This window comes from Paenibacillus nuruki, assembly GCF_963311185.1.
Lineage (GTDB): Bacteria > Bacillota > Bacilli > Paenibacillales > Paenibacillaceae > Saccharibacillus > Saccharibacillus nuruki.
In genome coordinates, this window is sequence record NZ_OY725677.1 from 1,463,822 (window position 1) to 1,483,308 (window position 19,487).

The 19,487-nt window shown below is 38.7% G+C and carries 21 protein-coding genes and 1 pseudogene; 16 read left to right on the plus strand and 6 right to left on the minus strand.

The genetic code is table 11. The annotated features are described in order from the left end of the window. Positions 1-73: 73 nt before the first annotated feature. The 3 genes and pseudogenes from RCP16_RS06575 to RCP16_RS06585 form a co-directional block, all read left to right on the plus strand. Positions 74-418, plus strand: a pseudogene (locus RCP16_RS06575) (CidA/LrgA family protein); the annotation flags it as partial. 86 nt (positions 419-504) lie between these two features. After that, positions 505-1,194, plus strand: coding sequence for an LrgB family protein (locus RCP16_RS06580; RefSeq protein ID WP_308641937.1), 690 nt, complete (start codon positions 505-507; stop codon positions 1,192-1,194). A 203-nt stretch (positions 1,195-1,397) separates the two neighbouring features. After that, positions 1,398-2,264 (plus strand): alpha/beta fold hydrolase, encoded by an 867-nt coding sequence (locus tag RCP16_RS06585; protein WP_308641938.1) that lies wholly within the window; start codon positions 1,398-1,400, stop codon positions 2,262-2,264. Positions 2,265-2,289: 25 nt separating this feature from the next. Here the strand turns inward: RCP16_RS06585 and RCP16_RS06590 are convergent, their stop codons facing one another. Beyond that, positions 2,290-3,030 carry an SDR family NAD(P)-dependent oxidoreductase gene (locus RCP16_RS06590; protein WP_308641939.1) on the minus strand — a complete coding sequence of 247 codons (741 nt, stop codon included), beginning with the start codon at positions 3,028-3,030 and terminating at the stop codon, positions 2,290-2,292. Between the two features lie 170 nt (positions 3,031-3,200). Between RCP16_RS06590 and RCP16_RS06595 the strand changes: the two genes are divergently transcribed. Both RCP16_RS06595 and RCP16_RS06600 read left to right on the plus strand, forming a co-directional pair. Further along, complete coding sequence (locus tag RCP16_RS06595; protein WP_308641940.1) at positions 3,201-4,070, plus strand: LysR family transcriptional regulator; 870 nt, start codon at positions 3,201-3,203, stop codon at positions 4,068-4,070. A 140-nt stretch (positions 4,071-4,210) separates the two neighbouring features. After that, the gene (locus RCP16_RS06600; protein ID WP_069328099.1) at positions 4,211-5,221 is read left to right on the plus strand and encodes a cation diffusion facilitator family transporter; all 1,011 of its coding nucleotides are present in this window, start codon (positions 4,211-4,213) and stop codon (positions 5,219-5,221) included. A gap of 100 nt (positions 5,222-5,321) precedes the next feature. Here the strand turns inward: RCP16_RS06600 and RCP16_RS06605 are convergent, their stop codons facing one another. Further along, on the minus strand, positions 5,322-5,633 hold the full coding sequence (locus RCP16_RS06605) for an ArsR/SmtB family transcription factor (protein ID WP_069328165.1): 312 nt from the start codon (positions 5,631-5,633) through the stop codon (positions 5,322-5,324). A gap of 326 nt (positions 5,634-5,959) precedes the next feature. Here RCP16_RS06605 and RCP16_RS06610 point away from each other — a divergent pair, with 326 nt between their 5' ends. The 3 genes from RCP16_RS06610 to RCP16_RS06620 all read left to right on the plus strand — a co-directional run bounded on the left by RCP16_RS06610 (position 5,960) and on the right by RCP16_RS06620 (position 9,345). Further along, entirely contained in the window at positions 5,960-6,337 is a 378-nt protein-coding gene (locus RCP16_RS06610; RefSeq protein WP_308641941.1) for an ArsR/SmtB family transcription factor, read from the plus strand. Then, on the plus strand, positions 6,327-8,561 hold the full coding sequence (locus RCP16_RS06615; protein WP_308641942.1) for a heavy metal translocating P-type ATPase: 2,235 nt from the start codon (positions 6,327-6,329) through the stop codon (positions 8,559-8,561). The genes RCP16_RS06610 and RCP16_RS06615 overlap by 11 nt, the downstream gene beginning before the upstream one ends. 313 nt (positions 8,562-8,874) lie before the next feature. Continuing rightward, positions 8,875-9,345, plus strand: a complete 471-nt coding sequence (locus tag RCP16_RS06620) for a C40 family peptidase (RefSeq protein WP_137221694.1) — start codon at positions 8,875-8,877, stop codon at positions 9,343-9,345. 116 nt (positions 9,346-9,461) lie between these two features. On the opposite strand, the gene RCP16_RS06625 is transcribed toward RCP16_RS06620, so the two are convergent. Continuing rightward, a complete protein-coding gene (locus RCP16_RS06625; RefSeq protein WP_308641943.1) occupies positions 9,462-9,953 on the minus strand; it encodes a DinB family protein in 492 nt (163 codons plus the stop codon). 157 nt (positions 9,954-10,110) lie between these two features. Between RCP16_RS06625 and RCP16_RS06630 the strand changes: the two genes are divergently transcribed. The 3 genes from RCP16_RS06630 to RCP16_RS22495 all read left to right on the plus strand — a co-directional run bounded on the left by RCP16_RS06630 (position 10,111) and on the right by RCP16_RS22495 (position 11,746). Further along, positions 10,111-10,671, plus strand: coding sequence for a CGNR zinc finger domain-containing protein (locus tag RCP16_RS06630; RefSeq protein ID WP_308641944.1), 561 nt, complete (start codon positions 10,111-10,113; stop codon positions 10,669-10,671). Between the two features lie 149 nt (positions 10,672-10,820). After that, positions 10,821-11,630 carry a class I SAM-dependent methyltransferase gene (locus tag RCP16_RS06635; protein WP_371748193.1) on the plus strand — a complete coding sequence of 270 codons (810 nt, stop codon included), beginning with the start codon at positions 10,821-10,823 and terminating at the stop codon, positions 11,628-11,630. Next, the gene (locus RCP16_RS22495; RefSeq protein ID WP_371748194.1) at positions 11,600-11,746 is read left to right on the plus strand and encodes a hypothetical protein; all 147 of its coding nucleotides are present in this window, start codon (positions 11,600-11,602) and stop codon (positions 11,744-11,746) included. Before RCP16_RS06635 ends, RCP16_RS22495 begins: the two co-directional genes overlap by 31 nt. Positions 11,747-11,890: 144 nt before the next feature. Here the strand turns inward: RCP16_RS22495 and RCP16_RS06640 are convergent, their stop codons facing one another. Beyond that, on the minus strand, positions 11,891-12,778 hold the full coding sequence (locus tag RCP16_RS06640) for a LysR family transcriptional regulator (RefSeq protein ID WP_137221702.1): 888 nt from the start codon (positions 12,776-12,778) through the stop codon (positions 11,891-11,893). Positions 12,779-13,048: 270 nt separating this feature from the next. Here RCP16_RS06640 and RCP16_RS06645 point away from each other — a divergent pair, with 270 nt between their 5' ends. The 3 genes from RCP16_RS06645 (at position 13,049) to RCP16_RS06655 (ending at position 16,153) form a co-directional block, all read left to right on the plus strand. Next, positions 13,049-14,497 (plus strand): HlyD family secretion protein, encoded by a 1,449-nt coding sequence (locus tag RCP16_RS06645; protein ID WP_308641945.1) that lies wholly within the window; start codon positions 13,049-13,051, stop codon positions 14,495-14,497. A gap of 1 nt (position 14,498) precedes the next feature. Beyond that, on the plus strand, positions 14,499-15,701 hold the full coding sequence (locus RCP16_RS06650; protein WP_308641946.1) for an ABC transporter permease: 1,203 nt from the start codon (positions 14,499-14,501) through the stop codon (positions 15,699-15,701). Positions 15,702-15,925: 224 nt separating this feature from the next. After that, positions 15,926-16,153, plus strand: coding sequence for a DUF896 domain-containing protein (locus tag RCP16_RS06655; RefSeq protein WP_069328089.1), 228 nt, complete (start codon positions 15,926-15,928; stop codon positions 16,151-16,153). A gap of 93 nt (positions 16,154-16,246) precedes the next feature. Here RCP16_RS06655 and RCP16_RS06660 read toward each other — a convergent pair whose 3' ends face one another. Beyond that, positions 16,247-17,152 carry a hypothetical protein gene (locus RCP16_RS06660; RefSeq protein WP_308641947.1) on the minus strand — a complete coding sequence of 302 codons (906 nt, stop codon included), beginning with the start codon at positions 17,150-17,152 and terminating at the stop codon, positions 16,247-16,249. A 109-nt stretch (positions 17,153-17,261) separates the two neighbouring features. Then, positions 17,262-18,074 carry an SDR family NAD(P)-dependent oxidoreductase gene (locus RCP16_RS06665; protein ID WP_069328087.1) on the minus strand — a complete coding sequence of 271 codons (813 nt, stop codon included), beginning with the start codon at positions 18,072-18,074 and terminating at the stop codon, positions 17,262-17,264. Between the two features lie 222 nt (positions 18,075-18,296). Here RCP16_RS06665 and RCP16_RS06670 point away from each other — a divergent pair, with 222 nt between their 5' ends. Both RCP16_RS06670 and RCP16_RS06675 read left to right on the plus strand, forming a co-directional pair. Continuing rightward, positions 18,297-18,560 carry a hypothetical protein gene (locus tag RCP16_RS06670; protein WP_069328086.1) on the plus strand — a complete coding sequence of 88 codons (264 nt, stop codon included), beginning with the start codon at positions 18,297-18,299 and terminating at the stop codon, positions 18,558-18,560. Between the two features lie 12 nt (positions 18,561-18,572). Further along, complete coding sequence (locus tag RCP16_RS06675) at positions 18,573-19,385, plus strand: prolipoprotein diacylglyceryl transferase (protein WP_308641948.1); 813 nt, start codon at positions 18,573-18,575, stop codon at positions 19,383-19,385. Positions 19,386-19,487: the final 102 nt, after the last annotated feature.

A 19,487-nucleotide genomic window follows, 5' to 3' on the forward strand; every position in this document is an offset into this window, starting at 1 on the left:
AGGAGGATGATCTTTTTGATATGATAAAGATAAAACAGAGATAGAGAGTGAAAGACAAAGGAGAGCTATACTGATGAAAATAGTTAAAATGTTGCTTCAAATTGCTGTGTTGTACCTATTTTATCTGATCGGTACATGGATTCAGCAATACTTCCATTTATTTATACCGGGTAGTGTATTAGGTATGTTATTGTTATTTGCTTTGCTAATGTTAAAAGTATTTCCTGAAAAGTGGATACAGACAGGAGCCAATACGCTGTTATTCTATTTACCGCTTTTCTTTATACCCGCTACAGTCGGTGTGATTGAGCATTTAGATTTATTTGCAGGTAAAGGATTATTGCTTATTCTTATCGTCGTGATCAGTACGCTATTTACGATTGGAGTGACCGGTTATGTAGCACAGTGGTTTATTACACTTGCTGATCGCTCGAATCAAAATAAAGCATCCGCTACTTCGATCCCTGATCATCAACTGATCTATGAAAGTAGAGATCAGCCCAAATGAATATATGGATCGTTCTATTGATGATTGTCATGACGCTATGTTTGTATGTTTTAGCAAGCCTACTGTATAAACATGTTCGTGTATCGGTTCTTATTCCGGTATTAACGACTACTTTTATGATTGTTGTTATTTTATTGCTTACACATACTTCGTATTCTACCTATATGTCGGGTGGAGAATGGATCAGTAAATTGATGGGTCCAGCCGTAGTAGCTCTTGCTTATCCGCTGTATCGACAACGTCATTTGTTCAAGCAATATGGATTATCGATTCTAGGAAGCGCCTTGATTGGTGTCGTGGTCGGGATGTTAAGCGGAGTAGGGATGGCGCTTGTATTGGGGTTCAGTGAGCCTTATATTATCTCGATTATTCCCAAATCAGTGACCACACCTGTCGCGCTTCAGATTTCGAATAATCTAGGCGGAGAAGCTTCGCTAACTTCTGTATTTGTAATGATTGCTGGATTTACAGGGGTCATCTTAGGGCTAGGATGTCTCAAATTATTTCGAGTTAAAAATGCAATAAGTGTTGGTATAGCGCTTGGTATATCTTCTCATGCTCTGGGAACCGCAAAGGCACTTGAACATGGGGAAATCGCTGTATCTATGGGATCATTAGCATTAACAATTAGCGCGATTGTTTCTTCTTTTATAGGGCCATTGATCTTAGTCGCTATTTACCATTAAATACAGGTCAACCCTAACGCTGGCAAAAAGCTATTTATCGGTATCTATCGGTAAATAGCTTTTTTTGGCATGCTTACATCTAAACAGACTTTGGATCAAAAAGGTAACATTGATCTGATTATGGGTAATGCTTAGAAGAGATATGTTGAAATAGGTATATTAAAAAATGATAATGACATGTCATGCTAAGGAGGCAAATAGAGATGAGCCATAAAGTAGAAACGATGATCGAACATCGATTTGCTGAAGTTAATGGAGTTAAATTGCATTATGTGATCGGAGGAAAAGGACCTACGGTGATATTGCTACATGGTTTTCCTGATTTCTGGTATACATGGAAAGAGCAGATTCCGATGTTGATCGAAGCTGGTTATCGTGTGGTAGCTCCTGATCTAAGAGGATACAATTTGTCTTCCAAACCAGAAGGGGTAGATCATTACAGTATTGATACGTTATGTGCAGATGTCAATGGATTAATAGAATATTTAGGAGAAGAACACGTCTATTTAACAGGGCATGATTGGGGCGGTAATATCTCGTGGTACTTTACTATGATGTATCCGCATCGTGTTCGCCGTTTAGCGATTCTCAATATGCTACATCCTGAACGTTTGCAGACAGGATTACGTACATTACCGCAATTGCGGAGAAGCTGGTATATGTTCTTTTTCCAAATTCCCAAATTACCGGAGAAAGCACTGGCAAGAGACAACAATCATATGCTACGGACTATTTTCAAAAAAGAACCGAAAGAACCGTTTTCCGATCAAGAAGTGCAGGTGTATCTCAAAGCATTTGAGCAAAAAGAAACGCTCAGTGCAGCAATCAATTATTATCGAGCGATGTTCCGTCGATCTTCAGCAACCAAAAAAGCACAGATGCGCAAAATTGAGCAACCTGTACTTATTTTATTTGGTGATCTTGATCCGCATTTATCCAAAGACCTTGCTGACCCACTACCGGAATGGGTACCGAATACAGAGATTCATCATTATGATGATGCAACACACTGGATACAACATGATAAGCCAGCAGAAGTAAGTCAACGACTCATTGCCTTTTTTAAATAATACTGATCTTGTCATGATCGACAAATTATAACGTTTGTCCATTATCGACAGTCACTAGCTGACCGGTCATGGATTGTTGTTGTAAAATAGCACAGATTAGCGAAGCGATATCAGCAGGAGTCGATACTCGCTCTAACAATGACTGTGTTGTCAAACGTTCCATTTTCTCTTCATTTCCAGCCCACCAACGTGTATCTACTGCGCCCGGAATAATGCAATTGACACGTATGTGTGGAGAGAGTGCTCTTGCTAACGATTTGGTTAACGTATGCACAGCACCTTTGGAGACGGCATAAGGAAGAGAAGAACCGTAGCCTGTAGTGCCTGCAATACTACCTAGATTGATAATAGATCCTTGATGTGCCTGTTTCATCCATGGCGCTACAGCTTGAGCACAATAAAACATTCCTTTGACATTAATATTGTATAGCTCATCCCAGATATCATCAGTGATCTGTTCCAAATCAGCAAAAGGCAGTTGTCTGGTGATACTGGCGTTATTCACCAAGCCATCGATTTGACCATACGTATGGATAACTTTTGTAATCATATCTTGTACTTGATGTTGCCTAGATACATCGGCTTGAATTGTAATAGCTTGTCCACCATTTTGTATAATTTGTAGAGCAGTCTCTTCTGCTTGTAGCTGTGAACGGGAGTAATTAATAATTACTTTTGCTCCTTGTTCAGCAAGTTGTAAGCAAGTTGCCTGTCCTATTCCTGTACCTCCGCCTGTAACGATGACAACCTTATTGATCCATTCCATGTATAGCGCTCCTTTAGCCTTCGTACTTGTTTGTTGTTTCTATTGATAGTGTAAAAGAAGATAAAAGGTCTGTATAATAGTTAGAAATGATATTGGATATTAAAAATAATGATATCCAAATCTACTGTGTTTACATATAAGAAAACGAGTAAAGAAAGGTGGCAACGGATTTGGAAAGTAGTGATTTGCGTATTTTTCGGATTGTAGCTCAAGAGCAGTCTATTTCCAAAGCGGCACTAAAAATGGGATATGTACAGTCGAATGTTACATTACGTATTCAGAAGTTGGAAAAAGAACTGGGTCAATCGCTATTTGAGCGTAGTAATAAAGGCATAACGATTACAGAAGCAGGGCAACAATTGTGGAGCTATGCAGATCAGATTGTCGATTTGTTAGATGAAGCTACTCACATTTTAAAAGCAAAATCACCATCGTATCAATTACAATTAGGAGCGACACCGACTGTAGCGGCTTCTAGATTGCCGCAGTGGTTACTTGCTTATTATGAAGAAAATAGGGATGTAGAAGTATCTATTCAAACGCTTGGACAGATTGAATTAATGAATCAAGTTATAGATCAAAAGTTAGATGGAGCTTTTATTAGCAGTCAATACCATCATCAAGATATTCAATCTGTATTTGAATATAATGAACAGTTAGTTATTGTATCTGCTAACCATAGTCATACCGAATCAGAGTTACTTCAACAACGGTTAATCGTTAATACATTTCCTGATTGCCCGTATCGAAGATATTTAGAAGAGTGGTATCACACCAAAAGTAAAAGTCATTCTATTCAACAACTACCTCGTGTGATAGAAGTAGATACAGTAGAAGCTATTATTCGTGCAGTCACTGAAGGACTAGGGATATCTTTATTACCTGAACGTATCGTCCATTCTTATTCACAGCTTCATAGTCATATATTGCCAATACCGTTGCAACAAGCGCGTATTCAATTTGTAATATCGAAGCGTAATACACCTTCTACAACGTTATCTTCGTTTATCAATCTGCTCATCAACAGTGAACATGAATAGATTATGTGGTTAAATGATATTCTATTTACTTTGTAGAACTTGCAGATTATACATGGTTAAACTATAATATATGAATAAGTGCTCATATGTTATTTTTAATTATGATATTACCTACTGAATAAGAATAGAGGTGCAGGTCAATGAGTAATAAAAGTCATACCCATACCGAACATACTGCATGCGATCATGATCATGAAGAACATCAACATTCCAAAGGCAAAAAGCACAATCATTCTCACAGTCATGGGCATTCTCATGGACACGGGCATTCCCATTCTCATGGGCATGGAGCGAATAAAAATGCTTTGAAATTATCTTTTTTCCTGATTGCCAGTTATATGATTATCGAAGTGATTGGTGGATTAATGACCAACAGTCTAGCTTTATTATCAGATGCAGGGCATATGCTCAGTGATGCAGCGGCTCTGGGGCTTAGTTATTTAGCAATGACGTGGGGACAGAAGCAAGCGAGCAAGTCCAAAACATTCGGGTATAAGCGATTTGAAGTATTAGCAGCATTTATTAATGGTTTGGCGTTGTCTGTTATTTCGATCTATATTTTTTGGGAAGCTTTTCAGCGATTTGCAAATCCACCTGGCGTTATGAGTGCAGGGATGTTAACAATCGCGGTTATTGGTTTGCTAGTTAATATAGCAGCAGCTTTCATTTTGATGCGTGGGGATACTTCAGAAAATCTGAATATTCGTAGTGCGTTTCTACATGTATTAGGTGATCTATTGGGTTCAGTCGGTGCAATTGTAGCTGCTTTATTGATTATGTTCTTTGGCTGGAATCTAGCCGATCCTATTGCAAGTGTGATTGTAGCCGTACTGGTTGTTCTAAGTGCGTACCGTGTGACTCGCGATTCTATCCATATCTTGATGGAAGGTACGCCTGTTAATATTCATACTGAAGAAGTAGAACAGTCTTTACTACAGATTGATCATGTTGTAGAAGTACATGATCTGCATGTCTGGGCATTATCTTCAGATATTATTTTGCTAAGTTGCCATATTGTCATTGAAGATCAAGCTTACTATAGCGTAGTGATGGAGCAAGCTCAGAAATATATCAAAGAGCAATATGAGATTAACCATATTACCATCCAGATTGATACACCGGGAATACAATGTAATATTGCGCATCAGTAGTGAGTATAAACAAAAAAGGGAACTATACCATAACGGTGTAGTTCCCTTTTTGTATTCATGTTAACGATGAACCACTAGCTTCATATGATAAATGATTCTTTTACTTATGAGTCAGATGTTCATGCGTCTGTAAAAATATCTCTTCTACATGATAATCATCTAACGAATAAAAAACGGTTTTGCCTACTTTGCGCCGCTTCACAATTCGCATATTACGTAAATACCGAAGTTGATGCGAGATTGCAGATTGAGTCATATCTAATACACTGCATAGATCATGTACACATAGCTCTTTTTGCGAAAGAGCATAGATTAATCTAATGCGTGTTGGATCTCCTAATGCTTTGAACAATTCAGCCATATCGTTAGCGGTTGTACCGTCAATAAGCTCATTCTTTATCTGTGCAAGCATCTGTTGTGAAGCTTCACTGCTATGGTTACACTCGTCTATAATAGCATCCGACTCCAATATGCTCACCTTCCTAACACGAATTAATAGAAGTACTATGATTCAATAAAGAAATGCTGTGATGCAACAAAATATCTACATACAGTATACCAAAGATCGTTGAGATTACGAATAGCAGAATATTTCTATTTTTATGATTTACTATTCGGACATGCATAATTATGGCGATATTCGATAAATAGTAGGACTCTATTGCCAAACATATTAGTATATACTAATATATAACGTATCAGTGTTCACTAATATGATAACAGGGAGATACAAACACTATGGAAAATAACTATTGCGCAGACACTAATATATCGATCGATACGAGAACTAAATTTATTCGTGGATTTTCAGATAAGACACGTTTGCAAATATTAGATTTTTTATTAGAAGAAGAAAAAACAGTCAGTCAGATCGTAAATGCGATTCAAGGCAATCAATCGAATATTTCTCAACATTTATCCTGTCTTAAAGGGTGCGGAATTATCACCGGAAGACAAGAAGGCAAATATGTCTATTACCAACTTGCCAATGCCAAAATCAAATTACTTCTTGCTATGTTCGATGAAGTATTGGTAGAAGTTGAATCTAAAGTCGCTTGTTGTGAACAAAATGAAGTGTTGATTCCTGCACAGGGTGGTGCAGAGCATGGAGAATAAAGAACAAGAATCCAAATCATGTTGTGCGTCTACCGCTAAAAATTCAATTCCGATAGTCAGTCCCGATCAAGGTCTATCTGGACATATTGTGGCTGATGATCGTATACCTTATGATCAGCGTAATACTCATACCGTTAAGTCTACTGAATATCGAATTCAAGGAATGGATTGCCCTTCATGTGCCATTACAATTGAGAAAAGTCTCAAAAAGTTGAAAGGCGTAGAATTTGTAGAAGTTCATTTTTCAACCAGTAAAATGAATATTGCAGCTACGGCTGAACCCAATCTAATTATGCGTGAAGTGAAGCGAGTCGGATTTGATATTTCTCCTATGGATGAGGATCAAGAGAGATCGAGTGAGCCTTCCTTTTGGAAAAGCTGGTTACCGATGTTTCTATCGGGTGGTTTGCTGATAACGGCTTTGGTATGTACATGGTTAGCAGTCTTGCCAGTAGTCTCGATAGTATTATATGGGGCTGTACTTATTATTTGCGGAACCAAACCAGTCAAAAGTGCTTTTTTTGCAGTCAAAAGTCGATCACTTGATATGAATGTATTGATGTCAGTAGCTGCTATAGGTGCTGTATGGATAGGAGAATGGGGGGAAGGAGCAACAGTCGTATTCTTGTTTGCACTGGGGAACACACTTCAACAGAAGTCTTTAGAACGCACACGTTATTCAGTCAAAGGATTACTGAATCTGGCACCTGCATCTGTCTGGATCATGCAACAGGGCAAGATGATACAGCATCCTGTAGAAGATATACAGATAGGTGAGACCATTATAGTTAGGGCTGGCGATAAAATACCTTTGGATGGAATTATTATAGATGGACAATCTCATGTGAACCAAGCTCCTATAACAGGAGAATCGCAACCCGTTACCAAAACAAACGGCGATATTGTATATGCAGGGACTTTAAACGAAGAAGGACTGTTAACGATTCAGGTGACGACAACAGTTAAAGATACAGTAGTCGCCCGTATGATTCATATGGTTGAAGAAGCACAAGCGAATAAGGCACCGATGCAAGCATTCGTTGATCGCTTTGCTACAATCTATACACCGATTGTTTTTGGGATCGCTATTGTTGTATCTGTCGTACCGCCTTTGTTATTCAATGGTGATTGGTCTGAATGGTTTTATCGGGGATTGGAATTACTGGTGATTGCTTGTCCTTGCGCATTAGTCATTTCTACACCTGTAGCGATTGTGTCTGCGATAGGGATTGCAGCCAAGAAAGGCGTATTGATCAAAGGTGGATCTGCATTAGAAGCGATAGCAGGTTTACAGATCATAGCATTCGACAAAACAGGTACATTAACGGAAGGCAAGCCTCATGTGGTGGGAACGTATCCGATAGAAGCTACAGAAGCTGAATTATGGAGTATTGCAAGTTCGATAGAGCAACAATCTTCTCATCCGATTGCTTTATCTATTACAGCTTATGCCAATCAGCATGCAATCCCTCAATTACCTGTGACTTCTGTACAGACAATAGCAGGCAAAGGTGTACAAGCTTCTATAGATAATCAGACTTATTATATTGGTCATGTCGGATGGCTAGAAGAAATCGGAGCACCTGTCACTAAGGTAACAGCGTATATAGATAGACTTCATCATGAAGGTGTCTCTATTATGGTCGTGGGTTCAATTAACCGTATTGTTGGAATTATCACTGTTGCTGATCAAGTTCGATCTACAGCTTCAGAGACATTACAGCAGTTGAAAATAGCAGGAGTAGCATCGACGGTTATGTTAACAGGCGATCATCAACAGATTGCGCATCAAGTAGCTCAAGTTACTGGGGTTGATCAGTACTTTGCTCATTTATTACCTGAAGATAAAATGAATCGAATAAAAGAGTATCAACTACAAGGGAAAAAAGTAGGGATGGTAGGAGATGGGATTAATGATGCACCTGCACTAGCTACAGCAGATGTAGGTATAGCGATGGGTGGAGCAGGTACCGATACAGCGATCGAAACGGCGGATATTGTATTAATGGCAGATCATTTAGAACAATTGCCGTATGCTATTACACTGAGCCGTCAGACGTTGCGTATTATCAAACAGAATATTTGGTTTTCGATTATGATTAAATGCGTTGCTTTAATATTTATTTTCCCGGGTTGGCTTACATTATGGGTAGCTGTACTGAGCGATACGGGAGCCGCTTTATTGGTGATTTTAAACAGTTTAAGAGTACTCAAAAGTAAGTAAAAACAACAGGAGCCTTCGAAGTTAGATGAAGGCTTTTTGGTTTTGAAACAGTTTTTTGTGAAATAATTGATGACAATAAATTTACTATTGTCATCTTTTTTGATTTGTAACCTTTACTCTAAAAAGTCCTGAAAATCACGAAATATACACATTTTTAGCGAAAAATCGGCAAAAAAGTTTATTATAAAGTTTGACAAGATACATCCTTATGCCTTAAAGTGGTCAATAGTTACAAAATATTAATATTTGCCGAGTTTCAAATTTGAATTCCAAATTGATTTACTCTAAAGGCATCGAAGGGAGAATTTTTTTAGTGAAGAAAGTCGTATTATCGCTACTTGGCGCTGCAATCATTTTCTCAGCTCAGCCAACAAATACTTTTGCTAGCACATCTAATCTTGATCAAGCCGTTAGCGGTGTAATGGGAACACCTTACGTTTGGGGAGGTACAACAACCAACGGATTCGATTGTTCCGGTTTTACACGCTACGTTTTTAATAAATTTAATATAGAATTACCACGCACAGCTAATGTGCAAGCCAAAATGGGTACATACGTGTCAAAAGGTAATTTGAGTGCTGGTGATCTTGTTTTCTTCAATACAAGTGGACGTGGAATATCTCATGTAGGCGTTATGGTAGATGGTAGAAATTTTGCACATGCTTCAACGAGTCATGGTGTAACGATCAGTAGTTTATCCGAGTCTTATTTCCAAAATCGTTATGTTACTGGAAGACATGTTGTTAGTCAATGGGCATATCAAAGTATGATGGAAGAAAAATAAAAAAAGACTGCGATTTTGGTCGCAATCCTTTTTAAATGTATACGTATATGAATCACATAAGCTGTGAATATTCCAAATCCCTTGGTTAATATAAGGGATTTTTATTTTGCCTATTGTTAGATTCTCCAGCTTCCTTGCAGTCTGCGAATCAGTACAATCTGTCCAGCATGATAAGCATCATGAGGAAGCCAGCGTGCAATTGCTTGTCCCCATGTCTGATCTCCAGCAGGACGCATTTCTTGCAGTTTAACTTCATCCCATTTGGTAAGTTCAAGTTCAATAGCGGTAGCAAGTCTTCTTGTTTCCTGAAGAGTGTGTTGCCATTTGTGATTGTGGTCAGCCTCATCAGTAATTTCAAATGTTTGATCGTTATTGTCAGCACGAGGGCCTGGATCAATATTTTGCATATGATAGAGTAATTCATGATTGTAATAATTAATATGGTGCACCAATTGCCAGATACTGTTACCACCACCAGCTGGAATCCATGCGGCTTGCTCACTTGTAACCCCTTCTAATGCGACAGATAACGGTACAATCCAATCTTCATGTTCCCAAATATCTTTTTTCTGCAAAAGAAGTAGATCTAACATGTTGGTATTCGTCATATGATCCTCCTCATGAGTAGGTGATGTAACTGGCTAAAGAGATATTAAAGCGTTACAATACATATACCACAAAATAAAGAATTGTAACCACCTTTGTACATTAAAGAACGTTACAACTTCAAAGCTATATAGAAAAGTGCAAAAGGAGTACAGATCAATGGATACATTATGGACCGATTTTATCAACAGTGACTGGCATGATTTTCGAGAAAGTGGTAAACATGAAGATCGCTTAGTTCTTTCTTCATGGCAAAAGCAATTTTTGCATGATTGGCACTTAAAATCTTCTGTTCCCGCTACAAATATTGAGATAAAAGCGCTCCAAACTTTAAGAAAATTATTGCATAATTATACATTAGCTATCGTTAAAGAATCATCAGCTGATCTCATCGATTGGGATGAACTGAATCGCATCATGGCACAATCTCCTGTGATCAGACAGTGGCATAAAGATGATGAAGAAAATAGACATGTAACGTATATACCGTTAGTCCAAGATTGGAATAGTGTGATGGCTGAGGTTGTATCGGATTTCGTGCATACCGTATTGGATCAAGATATCCAGCGGATCCGAATCTGTGATAATCCAGATTGTCGCTGGGTATTTTATGATGATACACGCAGCCGAACCAAACGGTATTGTGAAGATAAAACATGTGGAAACCTGATGAAAGTCAGACGATTCCGTGCTAAAAAAGGGTCATCACGATCCCAATAGATATGCTTTTTATTATCTTATTATAGAAGAAAATAGCGATTGATAGAGTAGATCAATAACAATAATAGTTGACAAGAAGATCTATTACATACATTATAGATATTATATATCTGTAATAGATTTAAAATACATTGAAAAGAGGAATATACATGACAACCATAAGCACAAATGACTTCTTTGATCCGTCTGTATGGGAACAAGCATGGCAAAATGATTCGTTTACAGCTATGAAGCAAATGAGAGCAGCAGGTATGGACCCCGCTCATTCGTTTGACCATAAAGCCGCCGAGTTCAATCAACAGGTATTTTCAGAAGAAGGTCAACAAAGAACGAAACGAATTCTTAATTGGATTCAAGGACAAGATGTGAATTTTGAGAATGCTTCCATTCTGGATATTGGAGCAGCATCTGGTGGGTTTTCGATTCCATTTGCAGAGCGAGGAGGAGTAGTGACATCGGTTGAACCATGTGTACCTTTGCTTGATTTATTAAAAGAAAATGCAGATACATTAACATCAGGAAGTGTCACGATCGTTGATGAAGAATTTCAAGACATTGATATAGAAGCTAAAGGGTGGAAGCAGGCATTTGATCTAGTATTTGTATCCATGTGTCCGGTGCTTGTCGATTGGGCTAGTGTTGAGAAAATTCTAAGTTGTGCTCGTCAATTCTGCTATATTAGTTCCACAGCAGGACCAAGAGAACACAGTTTGATGAATGAAGTACTACCGCTGGTTAGTGATCACAATCAACCGATCAAACCTCAAATTCGACATCAAAGTTCAGATATGGGCTATTTACTTCATCTATTATATCTCAAAGGGTATGCCTATGAGTCGATTATTACCCATGAAATGAAAACAGTTGAAATGTCTAAGCAGGATGCGTTAGAACATGTGATCATGATGCTTGGCTTGGCTTACATCAAGTGGATATACGCACGGATGCGGAACAAGTGATTTCCAATTATCTAGATCAGCAGTATCCTTCAGGTACGGTTACGATGGAGCAAGGTGGACGTTTTGGTAAAGTATTGATTCGACTACAAGATCAACGCATGTATACAAAAGAATGATCTACAAGCACATCGTCTGAATCACACCCATAGATGATGAATAAGCATCCTATATTCGCATCATATAAGCCTTATACTCATATGATATAAAAAGTAGAACAGTGTCTTTTAACAGCTGTTCTACTTTTTTTGAGATCAGAAAGGTTAAATCAATAATAGATTTTTGACTCGTTTGACGAAAAGTTGTTCTGCTTCTGACACTGTATTGTTACTCGACGTTACAGACCAGAGATACGAAGGTTCTTCCGATACAATTTCAAAAGGAATGGTTACAATTCCCCGATTCTGATACATGGTATATCCACGAAAAGAATAATCGGTACCGATCGTCACTGCAATATCTTCTTTCACCGCTTTGAGAATAGCTTCCACATTGTTACTTTGGAATAAAATATCCGGTTTATCTAACGTATTCACAAATGCCACAATATAAGGATCGTTGTATAACACAAATGGATAGTCTTTCAAATCTTGTAAAGTGACAGATGTTTTAGTCGCCAGAGGAGAATGCACGCTAACCCCTAACACCATATTATCTTTCATTAACGGTTCAAATTTAAGCTTAGGTGTAGATGGTAAATGAATATCTCTTAATAGAAAGAAGCCGATATCACTTCGTTCGTTCATCACATCATCAATGACAGCATCGGTGCTATTTTCTTTGATCTCAATCCGGCTATTTGGAAATTCTTTTTTCAGTTCAGTAATTACATCGATCAGTAAGGAGATTGGACCCGGAATGGTCGAAATACGCAGTTTGGCATTATTCATTTCTCCATAGCTCTGTGCTTCAGATTTTAGTTCTTCGATCTGTTTGAGAATACGACTGGCTTTGGTAATAATACTTTGTCCTTCAGGCGTAACCGTTGTACCAGAGCGAGAGCGAATAAATATCCGCATTCCAATTTCTTGTTCAAATAAAGAGATCGCTCGACTGACTCCTGTTACAGTAATATGGCAATTCTCAGCCGCTTTGGTTAACGATCCGCATTTGGCGACTTCAATAATATATTCCAATTGCTCTATATTCATAGGTGTTTTTCCTACCTTCTTTTTCTAATAACTAGATCATTTATATCTGCAAAATCTATAGTTGACTAAAAGGTTACACAAGTCTACTTATGGTAGATATAGTGTACTACAAGTATATGTTATATTGAAACTACATAGCTATTCTTTCATTATTTGCTTAGATCTTATTACCAGCTAAGCGAATAATTACAACCAACCTATGCGTAAACAGGTTGGTTTATTTATGGGTTACTGTATATGACGACTATGATCTACAGGAGGAGTGTTATTATGAAAGTCAAAAAATACGCAATATATAGTGTGATTGTAGTAGCGATCGTACTTTGCTTTTATGCGGTATTTACATGGGGGAGACAAGGGCATTTACTAAACGCCAAAGCATCAACCTCTACACCGACAGCTTATGTAGAATCTGATGTGATTAATGCCAGCTTTAAAGTAGCCGGTAGAGTGGATCAAATGGTAGTTCAAGAAGGACAACAAGTGAAAAAAGGGCAGATGATTGCGCGTCTGGAAAGTAAAGAATTACAAAATAAAGTCGCTCAAGCTAAAGCCGCTGTCGAAACAGCTAATGCGAATGTTGCTCAAGCTGAAGCAGGTGTGGCTCAAGCGCAAGCTGGCGTGACTCAAGCACAAGCAGGCAAAGTACAAGCCAGTGCAAGTGTGACTGAAGCGCAAGCGGCTGTTAATGCAGCACAAGTCAAAAAAAGTCAGGGCGAAATGACAGTCGATGTTACAGCCAATACCGCTTCTAGCAAAATAGAAGAAGCACAAGCCGCCGCCAAAGCAGCTAAAGCAAAATGGGAAGCACTGAAAAGTGGAGCAAGACCGGAAGAAATTCAACAAGCCAAAGTGAATATGCAGATTACCAAAGAAGCATTGGCTACTGTAAATAAAAGTCTGAAACGTGTGCAGCTATTACATACGAATGGTCTGGCGACCGAAGCGGCACTTGATCAGGCAACGATTGAACAAAAGCAAGCTCAAGCGAAATACGATGCCGCAGTGCAACAGTTACAATTGGTACAAAAAGGAAGTCGTCAACAAGAAATAGATGCGGCTGAAGCCTTGTACCAACAAGCATTAGCAAGTGTCAAAGAAGCGCAAGCCGGACAAGGGCAAGTTGCTTTGCAACAAGAAGGAGTCAAAGCCGCTTCCGCAGGGATCGATCAAGCACAAGGTGCAGTAGCGCAGGCGCAGGGTGCTGTGGCTCAAGCAGACGGAGCGATTGAGCAAGCGACAGCGACACTGACACAAGCCAAATCCAAAGTCAAAGCAGCACGTTCTCAAGTCAGTCAAGCCAAAGCGGCTTTGCAAGAAGCACAAACTTATTTCAGTTATACCGTATTACGAGCTTCTGTGGATGGAGTGATCCAGTCCAAATCACTGAATATCGGTGAAATGGCAAGTGCAGGCTTCCCGGTCTATGCGTTAGAGACGACCAGTCAGCGCTGGGCTAAATTTTATGTTACAGAAACCGAACTCAATGGATTAAAAGTAGGCGATCCTGTTCAAGTCACTTTATTATCCGGGAATACTATGGTTACAGGAAAAGTGAGTGTGATCGATGCCGCCGCTGATTTTGCGATTCAAAAACCAAGTCAGACTTCTGGCGATACGGATATTCGTTCATTTGGAGTTAAAGTGGAATTGCTAGATTTGCCGAATACTATTCCTACAGGTTCCACTGTGATTTTCCATGGCAAAGGAGTTCAGTAATATGCAGCGGCTTACTATAGGAAAGGTATTCCGCGAAGAACTTGGCTTGATGCTTAGAGATAAGAAGTTAATTATTATTTTGCTGATTACACCTATCCTGTATTCTGTATTGTTTGGCTTTCTATACTCCCATGAACGGATTACAGAAATTCCAATCGTTGTGTACGATGGTGATAATTCGCAATTAAGCCGGCAAATTATTCAGGCGTTTGATGCTACAGATACGTTTGCTGTAACCAAACAAAGCTGGAATCAAGATGATATTGTTCAGCAAGTGGAAGAAGGACAATTTAAAGTAGGGCTAATTATTCCGAACGATTTTTCAGCATCACTTAAGCATGGAGAAAATGTACCGATTTTGACAGTGATTGATGGTAGCAATCTTATGTACTCCAATAGTGCAAGCCGAATTGCGAACCAGGTCATTAGTAGTGTTAGCGCAGGAGCATCTATGAAAGCATTAGAACAAAAAGGTATGAATAGCGATCAAGCTAATTCTGTATTCAGTACTATTCCTTTCCGCTCACGTGTATTATACAATCCAGTGTATAATTACAAATTATTTATGCCGATTGGTGTAATTTCAACAGCGCTTCAGCAGTGTCTGTTGTTAGGTATTGCGTTGTCTTGCACAAGAGACAAAGAGCAGGGCACATGGAGTCGCTTTTATCACTGGCGGCATACACCGTGGAGACTGGCGATCGCGAAGCTAACCCCTTACTTCTTAGCAGGGATGGTTAATGTATTGACTGTATTTAGTATCGCAGCCTTTGCTTTTCATATTCCGTTTAAAGGGCAATTATTACCTTTTATTCTGCTAGCGATAGCATTTAACTTAGCCTTGTGTGGACTTGGGTTTTTGTTTAGTCTGTTCTCACGTACCAAAGTGGATGCTACGCAAACATTAATGTTGATTGCTGTGCCTTCATTTATGCTATCCGGTTATACGTGGCCACTAGAAGCGATGCCTACTTTTTTACAAATGGTCGCCAAAGCATTACCTTTAACTTATTATTTAGATGCAGTACGAGCGATTACGTTAAAAGGACAGGGCATGGTAGCGATTGTACCTGATCTATTAGCACTTTGTCTTATTGGGCTAATCAGCTTATTGATCGCCCTAATTGCCTATCCTCTGGCATTCAAAAAGCGTGAACAAGAAGAGGAACAAGCGATAGAAGTGGATCGAACCGTTGTAGAATAAAAGAATAGAGTAGATACAAAGCATGCGTTATCTTTCACAGATAGCGTATGCTTTTTTTAGTAGAATAGAACAAAGACTTGTATTTATCAGGGATATATAGTATATTTTATATATCTTAATATTAAGATATATAAAGAGAAACAGATATTCCTAATCTATACAACTTCGCATATAGTATGTGTTTGTGTATAATAGGAATGAGGAAGTGAAAGGAGAGAGTACAGATGATTGTAAGTTTGAGTCGTATCAATGAATTAGCTAAAAAACAGCGTGAAGAAGGTCTGACTGCTGAAGAGAAAGCTGAACAGCAAGTCTTGCGTAAAGAATATTTAAGCGAAATCCGTGGACAGGTACTGAGTACTTTCTCAGGTTTGACTGTTGTGGATGAATTAGGAAATGATGTTACACCCGATAAAATTCGTATGGAAAAAGAACACGATAAACACCAATAAGATATCACTTTTTTATGGATTATAAGGATCATCTTCATCAGCAACGAACCTGCACACTTCTATAGTGGCAGGTTCGTTTTTTAATATCATCCTTTACAAATAAACCCCGAATAATTGATGCGCTTTTTCCCAATCCACGCCTAATTTTCCTTCCCATCCAGCCCACGGCATTTCCATATCGGAACGACCTTTTGTATTATTCAAATTCACTTCAGGATCGATAATATCTTCAAATGCAGTCCATGCAGTGTGATCCAATTGAATTTGTGAATTAGGTAGAATACCTACAAGTGACAACGATTGTAGAATATCACGCCGAATACCCGCATTGCCTTTAATTAATTTGCTCCCTGTCAGACTTTTCTCATAAGAACCAGGAGTCATATCTTCATCGGCTTGATCTAAGTGTTGTAATAGATTGCGAAAAATAGTGGTATCTTCTTCGGTAGGTGATATCGCTGGCAAATGGATACGCTCTTCCAGATCGGTGTAAACTCCAATAACGTTGTTATACAGCCTTCCTTGATATAACGAATAACGGATCGAAGCGATATTTTCCCAATTCTCATCATCTGCTGAGGCTTTATTTCCCGAAAAACCGCAAATTCCACATGCAAGCAGTCGACGAGCCGATTCATAGGTATGATCAGGTACATGATGTGCAAAAAGTGTGCTATGTAAGGTAGTCATTCCACGAGGATAACTGCCACCAACAGCAGCTACAAATTCAGCGGTTGCACGTTCTAACGATAATGCCTCATGTTGTCCCCAGACTCTAATCGATTGTATAAGAGAATCATGATCGACAGTTAGGATGTCATTAATTTTCCATTGGTCTTGTTCTAATTGCTGACGTTCTTCCGTTGTTAATACATCTTCTTGATAGATACTCACATGACGGGTAGCATCATAATGACCATTTTGATAATGATATAACTTTTGTAAGATTTTGATTTTCTTTTTGTATAATTTGAGATCATTTGAACGTGTAGAATTCATAGGCTATTCCTTTCTGTATCAAAAAAGACGATCTACAGAATAAGATCGCCTTTTGAATATCATAAGTATCTGTCATGATGATTGTGAAATAAGTATAGATCCAGTAGGATCAATTTTTGGGTGTAGGTGTTTGATCTTTTTGCTTAATTGAAGCATATACAATAACACCTAAACCTGCAACAGCAAGAGAAGACAAGATTGGATGTTTACTTTCTTTCACATAAACATGGATATCTTCTTTCGGATGTTGAGCTGCATAGATAATATTTTCAGCTACAGAACCTGCTGGATATACCATCACTTTATGTTTTTTCATGGTTTCGTTATATGGAGTCACAGCTTTACCCGGATGTAAAAGAGTAATCGATACAGGTAATTTGTCTTTAGCAATATCAGCTCTTAGATTATCTGTCCATTCTTTGACAGAGAAGTTAGAAGCAGACGAAGGTACAGGAATCACAGTACCACGATCACTCCAGACAGCACTCATATTGATCAGTGCGCCAGGAACGCCTCTTTCTTTGAAATGCTTAATAGCGATTTGAGAACTATAAATAATTCCACGATAATTCATATTGAACATACGCTTAATATCGTCTTGAGTCGCTTCTGTCGATTCACCAAGCAACGATACATCCGAACTATTTACCCATGTATCAAAACGTCCAAATGTACGAATAGCCGCTTCTGCAATCTTATGAACATCTTCTTCTCTTCCAATATCTGCGGGAACCCATGTAGCTGGATATCCTTTTGAACGAAGTTCTGTCGCTAATTGGAGGAGCGCATCTTCATTTTTAGAAGTTAGTAGAACTTTTGCGCCTTTAGCTGCTGCCATTTTAGCTGTAGCGATACCCACTTTGCTTGAAGCACCTGTAATTACGATAACTTGATCTTTTAATTTTTTTAGTGAAATAGACATAACGATGGTTCCTCCTTGAAATAGTCTCATTACCATTTTACCCTATCAGCTGTATAGACAATCATTTTGTTAGAAATGAATCGTTTACATCCATTTTCAAATATATATTAATACTACACCAAATCATTACAAATTAGAAATGTGGTGAGTCTATAAGGTTTTTGGTAGATCAATTAAGTATCAACGCTTACAATAGAAATAAATGACAAGAGAGGTGCTGAAATGGAAGAGTTTCATTGTATAAACCATCCAGATCGCCAAGCTGTTCATCAATGTACTCGTTGCGGTAAGCCTTTATGTGACGAATGCTACAATCCTGAAACACAGACTTGTCGTCAGTATTGTAATACTCTTTCTACAAAACCAACACTTGATCCTCGACCTAAAAACACATTCTGGCAAGTGATTGTGGCTCTGTTAGCTATTGTAGGCGCATTGGCATTATTGTTAGCCGCTATATGTGGAGCGATGATTTATTCTTATTAAAGGAGTGCTTGAATGGAGTTTCCTGTGTATCTTTATTTAGGATCATGGCGTATTCATCCGCATGTATTATTTGAATCGCTGGGGTATTTTCTAGGGTTTCGACTCTATTTATGGACACGTCGTCCTAGTGAGATGACCAAGCTGATGAGTCTGCAAATATTAGCAGGTACTATTCTAGGTGCAGCATTAGGAGCCAAGTTATTATTCTGGTTCGAGAATCCGCTAGCAACTTGGGAGCAATTGCGTCAGTTTCATTTTCTATGGGGTGGAAAAACGATTGTAGGCGGATTATTAGGTGGACTGATAGGAGTCGAACTCACCAAACGCTGGATCGGTTGGAAAAGCTCGACAGGAGACGATTTCGTCTATCCTTTGATGTTAGGACTAGGCTTGGGACGTATTGGATGCTTTCTGACTGGACTAGATGATCATACGTATGGAACAGCAACCACATGGATTACCGGCATTGATTTTGGGGATGGGATTATGCGTCATCCGACTCAGCTCTACGAGATTGCTTTTCTTATGATACTCGCGATCTGCTTGATTCCGTTATATCGTCAAAGTCGATTGATGTCTGTCTTATCTACTGAAGTTCAGTCTAAGGTACCGTATATTTCGTATGTATCCGGTCGAATGTTCCAATGGTTTATGGCGAGTTATCTTTTATTTCGCTTTCTGATTGAATATATTAAGCCTACATTACATCCTTATTGGGGCCACAATAATATTCAGTTAGCTTGTCTGGCAGGCTTGGTCTATTACAGTTGGATCATGTGGGGCAGAGGCAGAAAGGCTTCATCTTCTATCAAAGCCATAGGATAGGATTTACTATCTGAATCGCTAGACGGAATAGTGTCTGGTTACACACTTCGAGAAATTTCGAGAAATTTGTTTTGGATATTAGGCTACATAGGGCTATACCAT

What these genes read in the sequence shown, in the direction of transcription:
- RCP16_RS06625 (WP_308641943.1), bottom strand. Translation starts at nt 9,953, where the DNA reads ATGACGAATACCAACATGTTAGATCTACTTCTTTTGCAGAAAAAAGAT.
- RCP16_RS06650 (WP_308641946.1), top strand. Translation starts at nt 14,499, where the DNA reads ATGCAGCGGCTTACTATAGGAAAGGTATTCCGCGAAGAACTTGGCTTG.
- RCP16_RS06610 (WP_308641941.1), top strand. Translation starts at nt 5,960, where the DNA reads ATGGAAAATAACTATTGCGCAGACACTAATATATCGATCGATACGAGA.
- RCP16_RS06665 (WP_069328087.1), bottom strand. Translation starts at nt 18,074, where the DNA reads ATGTCTATTTCACTAAAAAAATTAAAAGATCAAGTTATCGTAATTACA.
- RCP16_RS06655 (WP_069328089.1), top strand. Translation starts at nt 15,926, where the DNA reads ATGATTGTAAGTTTGAGTCGTATCAATGAATTAGCTAAAAAACAGCGT.
- RCP16_RS06605 (WP_069328165.1), bottom strand. Translation starts at nt 5,633, where the DNA reads ATGCTTGCACAGATAAAGAATGAGCTTATTGACGGTACAACCGCTAAC.
- RCP16_RS06585 (WP_308641938.1), top strand. Translation starts at nt 1,398, where the DNA reads ATGAGCCATAAAGTAGAAACGATGATCGAACATCGATTTGCTGAAGTT.
- RCP16_RS06615 (WP_308641942.1), top strand. Translation starts at nt 6,327, where the DNA reads ATGGAGAATAAAGAACAAGAATCCAAATCATGTTGTGCGTCTACCGCT.
- RCP16_RS06635 (WP_371748193.1), top strand. Translation starts at nt 10,821, where the DNA reads ATGACAACCATAAGCACAAATGACTTCTTTGATCCGTCTGTATGGGAA.
- RCP16_RS06590 (WP_308641939.1), bottom strand. Translation starts at nt 3,030, where the DNA reads ATGGAATGGATCAATAAGGTTGTCATCGTTACAGGCGGAGGTACAGGA.
- RCP16_RS06600 (WP_069328099.1), top strand. Translation starts at nt 4,211, where the DNA reads ATGAGTAATAAAAGTCATACCCATACCGAACATACTGCATGCGATCAT.
- RCP16_RS06580 (WP_308641937.1), top strand. Translation starts at nt 505, where the DNA reads ATGAATATATGGATCGTTCTATTGATGATTGTCATGACGCTATGTTTG.
- RCP16_RS06630 (WP_308641944.1), top strand. Translation starts at nt 10,111, where the DNA reads ATGGATACATTATGGACCGATTTTATCAACAGTGACTGGCATGATTTT.
- RCP16_RS06675 (WP_308641948.1), top strand. Translation starts at nt 18,573, where the DNA reads ATGGAGTTTCCTGTGTATCTTTATTTAGGATCATGGCGTATTCATCCG.
- RCP16_RS06660 (WP_308641947.1), bottom strand. Translation starts at nt 17,152, where the DNA reads ATGAATTCTACACGTTCAAATGATCTCAAATTATACAAAAAGAAAATC.
- RCP16_RS06670 (WP_069328086.1), top strand. Translation starts at nt 18,297, where the DNA reads ATGGAAGAGTTTCATTGTATAAACCATCCAGATCGCCAAGCTGTTCAT.
- RCP16_RS06645 (WP_308641945.1), top strand. Translation starts at nt 13,049, where the DNA reads ATGAAAGTCAAAAAATACGCAATATATAGTGTGATTGTAGTAGCGATC.
- RCP16_RS06640 (WP_137221702.1), bottom strand. Translation starts at nt 12,778, where the DNA reads ATGAATATAGAGCAATTGGAATATATTATTGAAGTCGCCAAATGCGGA.